General features: G+C 50.7%; 17 protein-coding genes and 1 other RNA gene. 1 reads left to right on the top strand and 17 read right to left on the bottom strand.

Translation table 11 applies throughout. The annotated features are described in order from the left end of the window. The first annotated feature begins 13 nt into the window (after positions 1-13). Complete coding sequence (gene rarD, locus TW89_RS00825) at positions 14-916, top strand: EamA family transporter RarD (RefSeq protein WP_128580236.1); 903 nt, start codon at positions 14-16, stop codon at positions 914-916. A 94-nt stretch (positions 917-1,010) separates the two neighbouring features. Here the strand turns inward: rarD and murU are convergent, their stop codons facing one another. The 17 genes from murU to TW89_RS00740 form a co-directional block, all read right to left on the bottom strand. Beyond that, positions 1,011-1,706, bottom strand: a complete 696-nt coding sequence (gene murU, locus TW89_RS00820) for an N-acetylmuramate alpha-1-phosphate uridylyltransferase MurU (RefSeq protein ID WP_128580235.1) — start codon at positions 1,704-1,706, stop codon at positions 1,011-1,013. Positions 1,707-1,798: 92 nt separating this feature from the next. Continuing rightward, on the bottom strand, positions 1,799-2,749 hold the full coding sequence (locus TW89_RS00815) for a ketopantoate reductase family protein (RefSeq protein WP_128580234.1): 951 nt from the start codon (positions 2,747-2,749) through the stop codon (positions 1,799-1,801). A gap of 18 nt (positions 2,750-2,767) precedes the next feature. After that, positions 2,768-3,268, bottom strand: a complete 501-nt coding sequence (gene hpaC, locus TW89_RS00810; protein WP_225522166.1) for a 4-hydroxyphenylacetate 3-monooxygenase, reductase component — start codon at positions 3,266-3,268, stop codon at positions 2,768-2,770. A 10-nt stretch (positions 3,269-3,278) separates the two neighbouring features. After that, the gene (gene hpaR / locus TW89_RS00805; RefSeq protein WP_004520883.1) at positions 3,279-3,716 is read right to left on the bottom strand and encodes a homoprotocatechuate degradation operon regulator HpaR; all 438 of its coding nucleotides are present in this window, start codon (positions 3,714-3,716) and stop codon (positions 3,279-3,281) included. Between the two features lie 468 nt (positions 3,717-4,184). Beyond that, complete coding sequence (locus TW89_RS00800) at positions 4,185-4,565, bottom strand: redoxin domain-containing protein (protein WP_283114173.1); 381 nt, start codon at positions 4,563-4,565, stop codon at positions 4,185-4,187. Between the two features lie 85 nt (positions 4,566-4,650). Continuing rightward, on the bottom strand, positions 4,651-5,043 hold the full coding sequence (gene rpsI / locus TW89_RS00795) for a 30S ribosomal protein S9 (protein WP_049347880.1): 393 nt from the start codon (positions 5,041-5,043) through the stop codon (positions 4,651-4,653). A 12-nt stretch (positions 5,044-5,055) separates the two neighbouring features. After that, positions 5,056-5,487 (bottom strand): 50S ribosomal protein L13, encoded by a 432-nt coding sequence (rplM, locus tag TW89_RS00790; protein ID WP_003684605.1) that lies wholly within the window; start codon positions 5,485-5,487, stop codon positions 5,056-5,058. Between the two features lie 178 nt (positions 5,488-5,665). Further along, positions 5,666-5,846: non-coding RNA, 6S RNA (gene ssrS, locus TW89_RS00785), on the bottom strand. 7 nt (positions 5,847-5,853) lie between these two features. Then, positions 5,854-6,156, bottom strand: a complete 303-nt coding sequence (locus tag TW89_RS00780; protein ID WP_003681511.1) for a cell division protein ZapA — start codon at positions 6,154-6,156, stop codon at positions 5,854-5,856. An 11-nt stretch (positions 6,157-6,167) separates the two neighbouring features. Then, complete coding sequence (locus TW89_RS00775; RefSeq protein ID WP_036494022.1) at positions 6,168-6,491, bottom strand: hypothetical protein; 324 nt, start codon at positions 6,489-6,491, stop codon at positions 6,168-6,170. A gap of 74 nt (positions 6,492-6,565) precedes the next feature. Further along, positions 6,566-7,555, bottom strand: a complete 990-nt coding sequence (locus TW89_RS00770; RefSeq protein WP_070822759.1) for an NAD(P)H-dependent glycerol-3-phosphate dehydrogenase — start codon at positions 7,553-7,555, stop codon at positions 6,566-6,568. Between the two features lie 135 nt (positions 7,556-7,690). After that, positions 7,691-9,850, bottom strand: coding sequence for a polysaccharide biosynthesis tyrosine autokinase (locus tag TW89_RS00765; protein WP_128580233.1), 2,160 nt, complete (start codon positions 9,848-9,850; stop codon positions 7,691-7,693). Between the two features lie 26 nt (positions 9,851-9,876). After that, the gene (locus tag TW89_RS00760) at positions 9,877-10,326 is read right to left on the bottom strand and encodes a low molecular weight protein-tyrosine-phosphatase (RefSeq protein WP_049333562.1); all 450 of its coding nucleotides are present in this window, start codon (positions 10,324-10,326) and stop codon (positions 9,877-9,879) included. 170 nt (positions 10,327-10,496) lie between these two features. Next, positions 10,497-11,624, bottom strand: coding sequence for a polysaccharide export protein (locus TW89_RS00755; protein ID WP_128580232.1), 1,128 nt, complete (start codon positions 11,622-11,624; stop codon positions 10,497-10,499). A gap of 43 nt (positions 11,625-11,667) precedes the next feature. Further along, positions 11,668-13,569, bottom strand: a complete 1,902-nt coding sequence (locus TW89_RS00750; protein ID WP_128580231.1) for a polysaccharide biosynthesis protein — start codon at positions 13,567-13,569, stop codon at positions 11,668-11,670. Between the two features lie 108 nt (positions 13,570-13,677). Continuing rightward, positions 13,678-14,853 (bottom strand): DegT/DnrJ/EryC1/StrS family aminotransferase, encoded by a 1,176-nt coding sequence (locus TW89_RS00745; RefSeq protein WP_128580230.1) that lies wholly within the window; start codon positions 14,851-14,853, stop codon positions 13,678-13,680. Further along, the gene (locus TW89_RS00740) at positions 14,846-15,625 is read right to left on the bottom strand and encodes a methionyl-tRNA formyltransferase (protein ID WP_128580229.1); all 780 of its coding nucleotides are present in this window, start codon (positions 15,623-15,625) and stop codon (positions 14,846-14,848) included. Before TW89_RS00740 ends, TW89_RS00745 begins: the two co-directional genes overlap by 8 nt. Positions 15,626-15,637: the final 12 nt, after the last annotated feature.

Genomic DNA, 15,637 nt, shown 5'->3' with positions numbered 1-15,637 from the left:
AAGGCCGTCTGAAATGACGAATTTATCCAAAGGTTTGCTGGCTGCGATAGCGTCCAATTTGTTGTTTTCCATGCTGTTTCTGTACGGTATGTGGATGCGGCCGATGATGGGGACGGAGGTGTTTGCCTGGCGCATGGTCGCCATGCTGTCGGCTTTGTGCGTGCTGATGACGATGGTCAACGGTTGGCAGGCGGCAACGCGTTTTGCTTATGGCGTCGGCCGGGATTGGAAACGATGGCTGCTGATTGTATTGCCGACGCCGATATTTGCCAGCCAGTTGTGGCTGTTTGTCTGGGGGCCGGTCAATGGGGAAGGGGTAAACATTGCCATGGGTTATTTCCTGTTTCCTTTGGCAATGATGTTGGGTGGACGGATTTGGTTTAAAGAGCGTTTGAACCGGTTGCAGAGGGTGGCGGTAATCTTGGCGTGTGCAGGCGTGGCATGTGAATTGGTGCGGTCGGGCGCGTTTTCGTGGACGACTGTATGGGTGTTCGGTACCTATCCGTTTTATTATCTGCTGCGCCGAAAACTGGGCGTGCCTTCTTTAATCGGTCTGACCTTTGATTTAATGATGATTACGCCGTTTGCGTTGGCGTATATTATATTTGCAACGGATACGCCGGCGATGATTGCGGCCAAACCGGTTTTAATCTTTTTTATTGTGTTGCTGGGTTTTAATAGTGCAATATCCATGCATTTGAATTTGAAGGCAAATCAGTTGCTGCCGGTGGCGGTGTTCGGTATGTTGAGCTATTTGGAGCCTGTATTGCTTTTTATTGTGTCGATTGTATGGCTGGGCGAGCCGGTGCAAAAAGGCGCATTGATCGGCTATGGCCTGATTTGGTCGGGGTTGTGCGTGATGATTGTCAATGGCTTGTTGGGAATGAAGAAAGAAAAGAAATTGGCTAAAGCTTGATTGATGGATTAAGGCCGTCTGAAAAATGGGTTGATCAATATTTTCAGACGGCCTTGAATATTAAAAGGGACGTATCCGATACGTCCCTTTTGTTTTACCAGCTTTGGGCGATACGGTCAGCTTCTTGCAGGCGTTCGACTGTGCCGACGTCCAACCAAAGGCCGTTGTGGTGTTCGCCGCTGATTTGGCTTTTACTCATGGCCTGACGCAACAGAGGGGCAAGTTTGGCAGCCTGGTGCGCCGGGGTATCTTTGAAAAGCGCGGGATGATAAACGCCCACGCCGCTGAAAGTCAGGGCCTGGCCGTCTGAGGATGATGCGGATACCAGGCTGTCTGAAAGCAGGCCGAAGTCGCCTTCGGGATGATGGGGTGGATTGTCCACCAGCCACAAATGGGCGAGAAGGTTGTGTTCCTGCATGCGCTGGGCAGCCAGTCGTGCAGCTTGGAAATCAATGTCGGTCAACACGTCGCCATTGACGACCAAAAACGGCTCGTTGCCCAAAAGCGGCAGGGCGGTGGCAATGCCTCCGGCAGTTTCCAGGCCTCCGGCGCGCTCGGGAGAATAGGCAATGTGTACGCCGTAGGATGAACCGTCTTTCAAGGTGTCTTCGATTTGCTGGCCAAGCCAGGCATGGTTGATGACGATTTCAGTAAAGCCGGCCTTCCGCAGGCGGCGTAAGTGCCAGCCGATAAGCGGCGTGCCTGCCACTTTGAGTAAGGGTTTGGGCGTGTGGTCGGTCAGCGGGCGCATGCGTTCGCCGCGACCGGCGGCCAATATCATTGCTTTCATGGGTGTGCCTATAATGTGTGAAACAGAAAAAGTCTCAGGCCGTCTGAAAAATGAAACCGATGTTTCAGACGGCCTGAGACCCTTAAAACCTCCTAGATCGAAATCCCCTTCATATTTGCTTCCAGAATGGGCATCTCAATACCTAACTCTTGACCTGTCTGAAAGACACTTTGACAACAATAGAAGATATCTTGTTTGTCATTGTGTAATGTCATAATTTTTCGGGTCATTTCATTTTTAGCAAACATGACTTTCATAGCTTTTCCGGCAAGCCAAGCGGGAATTTTGTAAGGTAAGAGCTCAGCTTTATAAAGCTTCAAATTTACGCCACGTGCTTCAACGACTTTCAAAGCCTCTCGAATGGCTTTGATAGCTAATGATAATTCCGAAGAACTATTCATCAAGTTTAGGGCTAATTCTTCCGGGTTTTCCAGTTTTCCCGAACGTGCAGCTGTTGAAGTAACACCCGCATTAATCGCCATATGAATCCAAATCCACTCGACCATATCATGAGGAACTTTCCACTGCAAATCTACAGAGGTCAGTAAAGTCGTCAGATTGACATAATTAAGAATTTTTGCTTTTTGCTCACCTTCTAGCATTAAATGGTCGAACAGAACACCGTCCAAATGATCCTCGTTCATATGCCCACCAGCTGTCGGAAAAGCTAAAATATAGTCGTACTCTCCTGCCCACTCCTGGATCTCTTTTCGAGTATTCCAGAAATTGCAGAAGAAAACTAGAGTTCCTTTGATATTATTTTCTCGCAAGGTTTTCACGGCTTCTTTAACAAAACCATAACGCACACTCAGAAAAATAAAATCATATTCTGAATGAGCTTCAGCCACTTGAACCTCATAGGTATCATGTTTGCTTTCCCCTTTGGAATTACAGCGACCATCTAGCAAATTAACCGAGATAGATTTTGGAGCATTGTTCCGCCTACTGTTTCTAAGTATGTGTTTTACTTGATGACCTGCTTTTTGAAAAGCATAGGCATAAGTCGTTCCGATAACTCCGAGTCCTAGGATTGCTATTTTCACCTAAAAATTAATTCCTTTTTATGCCAAAGATTTGAATTGCCTACGGAAATACAGCAATGCCGGTGCTTGCGCGTCGGTATTGCGGATTTCGTTGATCTGAACGAAAAAGACGTAATGCGTGCCGATTTCGTGTTGATCGACAATGCTGCCGTGCAGGTGCGCCAGCGCGCCTTCGACTTCTAGCTGTCCGGTTTGTCCTCTATGCCAAATATGGTATTCAAAGCGTTCTTCGGGCGAGAGGTCGGTCAATCCGGCAAAGTGTTCAGCAACATCCTGTTGGCTGTCGTTGAGTGTGTTGATGCACAAATCACGGTTGCCTTGCAGGATGGGAATGATGGTGGATTGGCGGTTGATGCACAGCATGACCGTCGGCGGCTCGTCGGTAACGGCAGTTACGGCAGTCATGGTAATGCCATAGCGTCCCGCTTCGCCGTCTGTCGTGATAACGTGCACGCCGGCGGCACAGGAGGCCATGGCATCTCGGAAGGATCTCTTGAGTGTGTGTGTTGAATCTGTCATCCGGCTCGCTTTATTTTAATGCCTGTTCGATTTTTGCCAGCTCTGCCAAGAGTTCTTTGAGTTGTGCCATTTTTTCTTTGGTAAGGACTTTTTCAATTGCGTCATAGCGCTCGTCAACCAATGCGCCGGTGGATTCATAGAGTTTCTCGCCTTCGGGCGTCAGTTTCAGATAAACGCGGCGTTGGTCGTTGGAAGGCTTCAGGCGCACGGCCAAACCTGCTTTTTCCAAGCGGGTCAGAATGCCGGTCAGGCTGGGACGGAGGATGCAGGCCTGATTGGCCAAGTCTTGGAAGTCGAGAGTGCCGTTTTCCGCTAAGAGCCGGATGATACGCCATTGCTGGTCAGTAATATTGGCTTGGTTCAGAATAGGGCGGAATTGGGTCATCAATGCTTCCCGTGCCTGAATCAGACCGATATTGATAGATGCATGTTTAGATTGGTTGGGCATTACTAAGTCTCCGGTGTTATCAAAAATCAAACCGTTGAAGCGTTAGGTAGATTGATAAAGGCGAATATTGCTGTTTTAAGGCTGCCGTCGGCAGCCGGGTCATGGGAACAAAAGCATCACTGCCACAATATTAGATGAAGATCTCTAACAGTTTGTTTTGATAATAATGTTTCCAATTGTTCTTATGGTTATATCTTAGTCTATTTTCTTTATAATCTCAACAAAATCATATGTTATTGGGAAAGAGATAGTTTATTTATTTATGAAGTGGAATAGGGTAAATATATTCGGCGGAGATGATTCTTTGGATTTTCTATTTTTGGTGGATTTTCAATGAATTTAACCGAAGATGTCTGCTAAGTAAATTCTGATTTTTAAGCCGATGTAGCTGGAAAGTCCGGATGTGTGATGAATCATTTTCCCATCTTTTAATATGATAATGGTTGGTGTGACGGCTATGTTCCATTTTTAAGCCATCAGGCCGTCTGAATCATTGAAGTTTGGAAAGGATAGATTGTTTTGTTGCATATGGTGGGCGATGTCTGCGTCGCTTCCGGAGCGCAAGGCTACGCCCAGTGTTGGGATATTGTCTTGGTGCAGCTTTTCTATAGTCGGCGATGTGTACGAGCAAATACCGCACCAGCTACCCCAAAAGTAAACAACAGCAACACGGTTCTGACTGAAGTATTGGAGGGAAGTGGTTTGGCCATTGGTTAGAGTGAGGGTTTGCGCTGCTGATTGTAAGGGTTGGTCAGGCTTGCGCACCCAGTCGACAATCAGGGATAAGAAGATGAAGATAATCACAGCCTGAAGCAATGATTTGGCGTAGTGGAGCAGGGTTTTCATCATATATTGCGGGGGATATTGGATTATTATTTTATAAATGAAAAAAGCCTTGCAGGGCAAGGCTTTTTGATTCGATTCTGAAAACGTATTAACGTTTGGAGAATTGTTTTGCGCGACGTGCTTTGCGCAAACCAGGTTTTTTACGTTCAACTTCACGAGCATCGCGAGTAACGAAGCCTGCTTGAGACAGGGCTGGTTTCAGGGCTGCGTTGAAGTCGATCAGGGCGCGGGTAATGCCGTGACGGATGGCGCCGGATTGACCGGTTTCGCCGCCACCGGTTACGTTAACTTTGATGTCGAAAGATTCGGCATTTTCAGTCAGAACCAGAGGTTGACGTACAACCATGCGGCTGGTTTCACGTGCGAAGAATTCGTCAACGGGGCGGCCGTTTACGATGATTTGGCCGGTACCTTTAGTCAAGAATACACGAGCCACTGAACTTTTGCGGCGGCCTGTGCCGTAGTAGTATTTACCGTTCATGTCGTGTCCTTATTATTTCAGTTCCAAAACTTTAGGTTGTTGTGCAGCGTGGCCGTGTTCGGCGCCGGCGTACACTTTCAGTTTTTTGATCATGGCGTAGCCCAGAGGACCTTTAGGCAACATGCCTTTTACGGCTTGTTCCAAAGCGCGGCCTGGGAATTGCTCTTGCATTTCGCGGAAAGTACGCTCGTAGATGCCACCTGGGAAACCAGAGTGACGGAAGTATTTTTTGTCTTCGAATTTAGCACCGGTCACGCGCAGTTTGTCTGCATTGATGACGATGATGTAATCGCCGGTATCAACGTGAGGAGTGTATTCGGGTTTGTGTTTGCCGCGCAGACGGTGTGCGACTTCGGCTGCGACACGACCCAGAACTTTGTCTTCTGCGTCAATGACGAACCATTCGCGCTTCACCTCATGGGGTTTTGCAGAGAAGGTTTTCATGGTTGGAATCCAGATATATATAGAAAGTTATGGATTTTAAAGAGGAGATTGGTTTTTGTCAATCTTAATTGAGCGTGTTTGATACATGAATATGCGGTTTTTTCAGACGGCCGGAAATCTTTACGAAAGTCTTTGCTCGGAAAGGGGAAAGCCACACCTTTCGGTATGGCTTTTTTAGGGAATCCCCACGAGTGCCGTTTGGGCTGAATCCGCTTGAACCTTGCTGACAAGGCGGTCACCTCGGGTAGTTTCGGGTGCGTCCGGCAAACGGACGCTCGCGCCCACTACAACTCCCGGCAACCTAAAGCGAACGTATTGGTTCAAAGGAATATATGCCTTCGCGAACACCGCAGGGAAAAGGGGAAATTAGTTTTGCTCCAAGCGCGCCAGTGCTTTTTGGCACGCGTTGTTCATGTCGGTTATTTTACGCTCAAATTCACCGATTGCCAAATCGTCGTTGAGGGTGGTTTTCAAGAGGTCGTGTACGACGTTGAGGGCTGCCATGACGACGATTTTGTCCGTGCCGACGATGCGGCCGCTTTCTTTAATCGCATCGCTTTTCTTGTTGAGCATTTCAACGGCTTGCAGAAGGGTGGCTTTTTCTTCACTCGGTGTGTTGATGGTGAAGTTGACATTCATGATGTCGAGATTGACTTGTTCGATACTCACGGGGCGTCCTTTTATTGTTGTGTTTCTTGGGGCAATCGGGCAATGAGGCTGCGGATTTGGTCTGCACTTTGGGCCAGCGCGTTGCGGTAGTTTTCTTTTTCGGCAGTCAGGTTGTCAATTTTGCTTTGCAGGTCTTCTTTGAGTTTGCCGACTTGAACCAGCAAGGCTTCGCTGAGTTCGTCAATGGCCGCGTCGTGTTGGCGTTTTTGTTGCTCTTGCTCGAGTTTGAGTCTGTCGATTTCTTCGTTGAGACGGCGGTTTTCTGAAACCAGCGTTTCAAATTTTTGGACAAGTTGGTAAACGTTGATTTCCAGATTGTTCAGTGATTGGTTCATGTGTTTCCCTTCAGACGGCCTTATGGTCGTCATATTGTGCGTCAGGCCGTCTGAATGGCAGACGGCGCGACCATTTATTCGAAGCGCGCGCTTCGTTCCATCAGTCGTTCAACGACTTGCTGCGGGGTCATTTCTTTGCGGATGAGTTGCAGCAGGGTTTGAGTGATGGGCATATCGATTTGGTATTTGGCGGCGGTGTTGAAGACTTCTTCAATGGTGCTGACGCCTTCGGAAACGTGGCCGATTTCGACAAGCACTTGATGCAACTCTTTGCCTTCTGCGAGGCCGAGGCCGACGCGGCGGTTGCGCGAGAGTGCGCCGGTACAGGTCAGGATAAGGTCGCCGATGCCTGCCAAGCCCATCATGGTTTTGGGTTGCGCGCCCATGGCGATGGCAAGGCGTGTGATTTCGGCAAGGCCGCGTGTTACTAAGGCTGCACGTGCATTGAGACCGTATTCGAGGCCGTCTGAAAGGCCGGTGGCAATCGCCATGACGTTTTTAACGGCACCGCCCACAGCAACGCCGATGACGTCGGTGCTGCCGTATAGGCGCATTACGTTGGTGTTCAGTTGGGCGGTGGTTTCTTCCACCCAGTCTTTGTTTTCGGAAGCAAGAACGACGGCGCAAGGCAGTTGGGCTGCAAGTTCTTGGGCAAAGCTCGGGCCTGAGAGAACGCCGATTTTTTTATTGTTAGGCAGGACTTCTTTCAGTACTTGGAAAGTCAGGAGGCCAGTATCTTGTTCAAAACCTTTGCAGGCGGCGAGAACGGGAATATCGGCGGCGTTATGCTGTTTGAGCAGCTCGGCGCTGCTTCTGAGGCCGGCTACGGAGGTAACGATCAGGGCAAGTTGGCTGTCTTTCAGCGCTTCGCCCAAATCGGCGTGAACGGTCAGGGACTCAGGGAAAGGGAAGCCGGGCAGGCCGCGTTTGTTTTCGCGATCTGCTTGCAGGGTGCGGATTTGGTCGGGATTGCGTGTCCAAAGGGCAACTTCATTGTTGTGGTGCGCAAAGTGCAACGCGAGAGCTGTACCCCACGAACCTGCGCCGATGACGGTAATATTCATGTTTCTCTTCCATATGGGAACGGGGCTTACTTTAAAACAAACGGCTTTGGGGTGCAAGGGCGGCGTTTGTGAAAAATATTTTGTGCCGTTTAAAAAGCCTTAGGCCGTCTGAAAGTTCAGACGGCCTGCTTCGGTTTATGATTTATTGTTGCCGGAATGGTAGGCATCGTAGGCGTAGTAGTCGTAGCTGTTGTTGGCTTCGCGCTTCATGCCATTGAGGACGACACCTTTGATATTGATGTGGTTTTGTTTGAGGCGTTCGACGCTGGCTTCAAGCTCTCGTGCACGGGTGTGCGCATAACGGCTGATCATCAGGACGGTGCCGGCATGTTGGCCGATGATGACGGCGTCGGTCACGGCCAATACGGGCGGCGTGTCCAAGATGACGTAATCGTAGCGTTGGCGCGCGTGGGCGAGCAACTCGTTGAAGCGGTTGTCCATCAAAAGCTCGGACGGATTGCTGGGATAGCTGCCGCTGCTGATGAGGTGGAGGTTTTCAATGCCGGTCTCTTGTACGGCTTTGGCCGGAGCCGCCTTGCCGCTTAGGATGTCGGACAGGCCGAACTCAGGGGTAAGGCCGAAGAGTCGGTCAAGATAGCCTTTGCGCATATCGGTATCGATAAGCAGAACGCGTTTGCCCGACTGCGCCATTACGGCGGCAAGGTTGGCGGAGATAAAGGACTTGCCTGCTTCAGGCGCGGCGCCGGTAATCATGAGGACGTTGTTGGGCGCGTCCAGCATGGAGAAGTAGATATTGGTGCGCAGGGCGCGGATGGCTTCGACGGCCGTATCGGTACGGTCTTCGCTGGCCAGCAGATAGTTGGAACGGCCGCCGGTTTTCTTGAATTTGCTTTTGAAGAAGTCGCGTTTTTGCTGGGTTTTGGAGTGCGGAACAAGAGCGACGACTTCTAAATTGAGGTTTTCGATTTCTCCGGATGAAGTAATGCCGTTTTTCATGCGGTTGCGAATTATCAGCCACAAAGCGGTCAATGAGCCTGCGGCAAGTGCACTCAGGAGCGTGATGACGGCTTTGCGCGGTGCAACGGGGTTTTCAGGGACATAGGCATAATCGACGATGCGGACATTACCTTGCGCACTGGCTTTCATGATGTTGAGTTCTTGTTGTTTGCTCAACAGTTGGACGTAGGTAGCCTGGTTGGTTTCTACGTCTCGGGTCAGGCGGATAACTTCTTGTTGGGTGTTCGGCAACTCGGCGATTTGTTGGTTGATTTTGTTTTTAGCGCGCTCGAGGACGGCAAGTTTGTCCAATACGGCTTTATAGGAAGGGTGTTCCGGCGTGTACAGCTCGGCCAAACCTGCTTCTTCGGTTTTGAGCAGGGTAATTTGGGTTTCGATGCCGGTCAGGCTTTCCAATGCGCCTTTAGACTCGAGCGGAATGTCGAGGGAGCCTGATTGTTGGCGGTAGGCATTGAGTTTGTTTTCAGCGTCTTGCAAGGTTTCTTTTAAGCGTGGTAATTCTTCGCTGATGAAAGCCAAACCGCTGGATGCAACTTGGACGTCGCGTTCACGGTTTTGCGCAACGTAGTTGTCGGCAATGCTGTTGAGGATGACGCTGGTACGTTTAGGGTCGGTGCCGGTAAAGGCAAGGTTGATGATGGGGCTGGTTTTACCTTTGCTGATAACAGCCAGTTTGTTTTGGATGTTTTCGATGGCGCTGATGCGGGAGAACTTGGTCAACGCAAATTCTTGACCCGGATTGGCCAGTATTTGATCGATTTTGAGGGTGGTGTGATTGTTGATTTTCAGAGGTACGCCGACCTTACCTTCGACAACGCGTTTGTCAGGCAGGGTAAGGGTATAGGCTTTGTTGCTCTTAGCGGTCAGCGTGAAGGTTTTGTTGAACCATTCGTCTTGTACGGTAAAGCTGCCGACGGTCAGTTTGGGATCGGGGTCGCCGCTGATGTTGTGCATCAGGCTGCCGATAACGGGTGTGTATTTGGCTTTGACTTCTTGGTCAAGCTGAAGGTCGTCAACGGTTTTACCCAGCACCAAGCGTGATTGAACCAACTCGACTTCTGCTTCAGACGGCGTGGTTTGGTTGTTGAAGATGCTGTTGATTTCGGTCAGGATTTGGTTTTGTCGCGTTTCAATTTCCAGCATGGCATCGGCACGGTATTGCGGAGTGGATGCCAGGCTGAAGGCTGCGCCAAGAATGCCGCCTGCAAGCAGGGCGGCGAGGATTTTGTATTTATTTGTCCAAATTACGCGCAACTGTTGGCCGAAGTCGATTTCGTCGTTGTCTGCGCTATAAGGTGTGTAGGTCGTTTTTTTCATTGCTTGCTTTCTTGTTCATGCCGGTTTTATACCGGTTGAGTTTTTCCGTTTAGTTTGGTTTTCCAAGTGTCTGCGGCAGCATTGAGCTGTTCAAAAACGGCTTCAAACATTTCGCTGCTTTGTTTGTATGGGTCAGGTACGGTTTTTTTAGGCAGCCATTGGGCAAACAGCATGGTTTTGCTGCGTGCCGGAGGATGGATGTCAGCCACCATGTCGATTTGACTGGGCTCCATGACGAGAATCAAATCGGCCTGTTCGCACATCGGGGCGGTCAGTTGGCGTGCCGTATGGCCTGCAACGATAACGCCGTGTTTGAGTGCGGTTTTGATGGCTTGGAAATCGGCATCCTTACCTGCCAGTGCTTTTATGCCGGCGCTGCTGATGCGGTGGCCGGGTAGTTTTTTCTGCATGATCCGCTCTGCGGTGGGGGAGCGGCAGATGTTGCCTAGGCAGACGATGAGTATGTTGTGGTACATGATATTGTTTCGGTTTATGGTCTGAAAAAAGCGTGAGTCAGACTATAAGGTACTGCTTTTCCGTTTGTGCGGTGTGTACGGCTTTTATATGCCGTTTATGTAATTTGGTCGGATTGTGCGTGATTTTGTATCCTGCTGTCAAACAAGGGTCTGACAGCAGGAACCACTGCTTATTTAAACGTATTGTCGAGGGTGTTGACGTTGCTGATGGAGTTGGTAATTTGTGACATTACGCGGTTCCAACGGGTAACCGGGGCGGCGGTAACGTAAACGGTGTCTTCGGAGCGCAGTTTGAATTCGCTGCCCAGTGCGTAAGAGGTCGCATCTTTCAGGTTGAGCTGGTAGATGTGGATAGGTTTGGCCGCATCTTCTGGTGCGCGACGGATCACGAATACGCCGGTTGCATCCGCATAGGCTTGGTTCATGCCGCCCACTTCGCCGAGCGCTTGGGTCAGGTTGAGGCCGTGATTGCCGATCGGCAGGGTGGCTTGTTTGCCGACTTCACCCATGATGTAGATTTTGTTGTTGCTGCTGTTAGGAACGTAAACGATGTCGCCATGGCTGAGGAGGTGGTTTTGCGACATATCGCCGTATTGCAGCATGTTTTGCAGGGAGATGGTGCGGTCGATGCCGTTGTGCGTCCATTTGATGTGCTGGGTATCGGCACTTTGGGTAACGCCGCCAGCCTGGTTGATGGCGTCCAAAATGGTCATCGGGATATTGGTAATCGGCAGCTGACCTGCTTGGTTGATGGCACCGGATACTGAAATGCGTTGCGAACGGAATTCGGTAACGTTGATGGCGACTTGAGGGTTTTTGATGTAGCGTTTCAGAAGGTTGGTCAGGGTATTTTGCAATTCGTCCAAAGTTTTGCCTTTGGCTTGAATTTTGCCTGCCAATGGGTAAGTGATGTAACCGCCCTCATCTACCCAGGCACCGCGGCTGACTTGGTTGGTTTGCGGGTTGCTTTGCTGGATAGGGGAGTTGAGGTCGGAGTGCGCCCAAACCATGATATTGAGGACGTCGCCGCTGCCGATGCGGTAGCGGTAAGCACTTTTTCTTTGCTCCAAACCTTGGTTGTTTTGGGAAAGTACAGGCGACTTGCGCATTTTTTCAATCAGGTTGGGTGTGATGGGGTAAACGGCAACGCGGCTGTCGAGGTTGGTATCGGCTGCGGTGTCGGTATCGGTGTAAACAATGGTTTTGGTTCGGGTTTTGATGGTCGAACCGGGAATGACTGTCGTGCTGTTACAGGCAGCCAGTGCGAATAGAGTAAGCAGGGAGAGCGTTTTTTTCATGTAGTAGTCCTTGCAGTATGGTGTCCGGGCCGTCTGAAAATGTTCAGACGGCCTTGTTGTTTTGTTGCCAAACCAAGTCGCAGATGCCGTCTTTAGGTACAAAGCCTGTCGGTGCGCGCAACAAAAGCTGGCGCAGGCTGTTTTGGTCGCTTTGGAGACAAGCGGTTTGGAGTTCCGACAGTATGTCAGATAATTGCGTCCATGGAAGCATTACTTCACTGGCGGTCATAATACGGGGATGAGTGGTTTTTTGCACCTCATCACCGATGAGCAGTTCTTCATAAAGTTTCTCGCCCGGGCGCAGGCCGGTAATCTTGATTTCGATGTCGCCGTGCGGGTGTTGCTCGTCTTTGACTTTGAGTCCGCTGAGGACAATCATTTGACGGGCAAGGTCGATGATTTTGACAGATTCACCCATGTCGAGGACGAATACGTCGCCACCTTTACCCATTGCGCCGGCTTGGATAACCAGTTGCGCTGCTTCGGGAATGGTCATGAAGTAGCGGGTAATGTCTTGGTGGGTCAGGGTAATCGGACCGCCTTCGGCAATTTGTTTTTCAAATACCGGGACAACGGAGCCGGACGAACCCAATACATTGCCGAAACGCACCATGCAGAAGCGTGTTTTTTGTTCCGGTTCGGCGGCAAGCGCTTGCAGGCAGAGTTCGGCCATGCGTTTGCTGGCGCCCATGGTGTTGGTCGGACGGACGGCTTTGTCGGTGGAAATCAAAACAAAGGTGGAAACGCCTGCATCTACGGCAGCCTGTGCGCAGCAGAGTGTGCCGAACACGTTGTTTTGAATGCCTTCGATGGTGTTGAACTCTACCATAGGGACGTGTTTATAGGCTGCGGCATGATAAACGGTGTCGACGTGATAGGCCTTCATGATGCTGCTAAGGCGTTCTTTGTTTTGAACCGAACCCAAAAGCGGTACGATTTCGACTTGGCTGCCTTGCGCGGCTTGGGTTTCGCGCAATTCTTTGTCTATGCTGTACAGGGCAAATTCGGACAATTCAAACAACAGCAGTTTGGTCGGACGGCAGTTGAGAATCTGACGGCAAAGTTCGGAGCCGATAGAGCCGCCTGCGCCGGTTACCATCACGACTTTGTCGCTGATGTCGGCGCTCATCAATTCAGGGCGCGGTGCCACAGGTGCGCGGCCGAGCAAATCGACCACAGAGATTTTTTTCAATGAGCTGACGTTGATTTTGCCGTCGACCAAATCTTTCATGCCCGGAATGGTCAGGACTTCGCATTTGTATGCTTCGAGGCGGCGGATGATGTCTTTGCGTTCTTCAGGCGTAGAACTTGGAATCGCCAGCAGAATTTTGCGTACGCCGTAGCGGCTGATCAGCATCGGGATTTCGTTGGGGTTGTAGACGGCAAGGTCATAGATGACGGTGCGTTGGATTTTCGGGTTGTCATCGACAAAGGCAATGGCCGAGTATTCGTTAACCTGTTTGATGGCTTCCAGCAACTGGCGGCCGGATTGGCCTGCGCCGTAGATGATGACGGGGGTCATCTGTTTGCGGTGATGGTCGGTCAGAATCGCACGCAGGATCATGCGCGAGCTGGTTACGCCGACCACCAAGACTAAGAAATAGACGATGGGCAGGGCAAGGTGTAGTTTTTGTTCAAAAATCAGGGTGGTCAGGCAGAACAAGACCGCTGAAATAATGCTGCCGAATGCGGCGGCAGTCAGGACGCGGATGCTGACGAAGCGCGTGACAGCGCGATAGAGGCCGATACGGATGAAAAGGATGATGGTCAGCACAGCGGTGCTGCCGAAAGCCAGCCAGTTGGCGATACTCAACCATTCGTCGGAATATTGCACTTTGAGGCTTTGGGCAAACCAAAACGCCACGAATATCATCAAGATATCGTGGATGACGAAGAAGGTTTTTTTTAGATTGCGCGGCAGAGCCAGCAGGGTTTCCAAGTTCATTTTATATTTCTTGTGTCTGAGTGTTGTAATGTGGCTTGGTACGGATTGTTTGAAGCAGGCTGTTTTATTTTTTCAGACGGCCTGAAGTTGCAGGCCGTCTGAAAATGATTATGCCGTGGCTTCAGTCAATACGGCTTCGATGTTTTCTTTGCAGAACGCAATTTCTTCATCGGTCAGGGTTGGGTGCACCAAGAACATCAGGCTGGTGTTGCCCAACTCGACAGCGTTTTTCAGCCGCTCTTTCGGACGCCAAGGCGTGTTGTCGAAGGCTTTTTCCAAATACACTTCGGAGCAGCTGCCTTGATAGCAGGGGACTTTGCGCGCGTTCAGTTCGCTGACGATGCGGTCGCGCGTCCAGCCGTCTTTCAGGTGTTCGGGTTTGACGAAAACGTAGAACTTGTATTGCGCGTGTTCGATGTAGTCGGCCACTTCAACCAAACGGATGCTGGCGAATTTGCACAAGCTTTCAGCCAGTTTGGCGGCGTTTTCTTGGCGGCGCGCCGTCCATTCGGGCATACGTTTGAGCTGGATGCGGCCGATGACCGCCTGCATTTCCAACATGCGCCAGTTGGTACCGAAGCTTTCGTGCAGCCAGCGGAAACCGGGTGCGTGTTCGCGGTGGTACACGGCGTCATAGCTTTTGCCGTGGTCTTTGTACGACCACATTTTGCTCCACAGCTCTTTGTCGTTGGTGGTCACCATGCCGCCTTCGCCGCCGGTGGTCATGATTTTGTCTTGGCAGAACGACCATGCGCCGACATGGCCGATAGAGCCGACGGATTTGCCTTTGTATTTCGCGCCGTGCGCTTGGGCGCAGTCTTCGATAACCCACAAGTTATGTTCTTTTGCCAAAGCCATGATGTCGTCCATTTCGGCAGGCATACCGGCAAGGTGAACCACGATGATGGCTTTAGTGTTTGGCGTCAAAGCAGCTTTGATGGTTTCGGCGCTGATGTTTTGGCTGTTCAAATCGACATCGGCGAAAACCGGATTTGCGCCGGCGGTCACGATGCAGGATGCGGAAGCCAAGAAAGTGCGCGAAGTGACAATCACATCGTCGCCTTGGCCGATGCCCATTGCTTTGAGGGCTACGTCCAAAGCCAACGTACCGTTGGAAAGGGCGACGGCGTATTGCGTGCCGACAAAAGCAGCAAATTCTTTTTCAAATTCGCGACATTCCGTACCTGTCCAGTAGTTGACTTTGTTGGACAGTAGGACTTTGGAAACGGCATCGGCTTCTTCTTGAGTAAAGCTTGGCCATGGGGAGAGTGATGTATTAAGCATTTGTTTTTCCTGCGAAAAGACTGGTTGAGCCTTTGGGGGCGATTTCTTCCAGCAGTTGGCGGTTGATCAGGGTGTATTTCTGACCGTTGATTTCGACGTATGCGCCGTCGTAAGGAGGGAACCAGAAGGCGCGGATTTTTTTCTCCACATCGTCGCCGTCGCGGATTTGCTTCATGGCTTCCATTTCGTCACGGCTGACGTAGCGGCCACCGATGTTTGGCGTGGTCGGCAATTTGGTTTTCGACTCGATGGCGCGGGTGATGATGCGTCGTGCGAAATCTTCCAATGCCTGCATGGTTTTGCGTTCGAGCGATTGGGCGGTTTCTGTTTCAGCGTCGATAGGGAAACGGTCCACCTCGATGATTTCGCCGGTATCGATGGAAGCATCGACGTAGTGGGCGGTATTGCCCCATTCGTTTAGCTCATCCATGATGGCCAGGTTGTAGCCGCCCGTGCCTTTGTATTCGGGCAACAGCGCAGGATGGAAGTTTATCGTGCCTAAAATCGGAATGCTCAGGAATTCATCACGCAGCTTGCGCCAGTAAAGGACGGACAAGCCCAAATCGTATTTCAGACGGCCTTCTCGCATTGCTTCCAAAGCCGTATCGAAGGTGTACAGGGGCAAGCCCAATTCCTGCGCGGCGGCCATGGTCGGCGAGCCTTGCAGATGGCTGTCGGTCAAGACACCGACGATTTCGATATGGTCTTGTTTGGTCAAAAAACGAAGCAGGTTGGCGGAAACCTGTTTGCGACCCATAAATAAGATTTTCATGGAGAAATGTCC

The organism is Neisseria flavescens, assembly GCF_001618065.1.
GTDB classification, from domain to species: Bacteria; Pseudomonadota; Gammaproteobacteria; order Burkholderiales; family Neisseriaceae; genus Neisseria; species Neisseria flavescens_A.
This window is presented reverse-complemented; position numbering and strand designations above follow the sequence as displayed.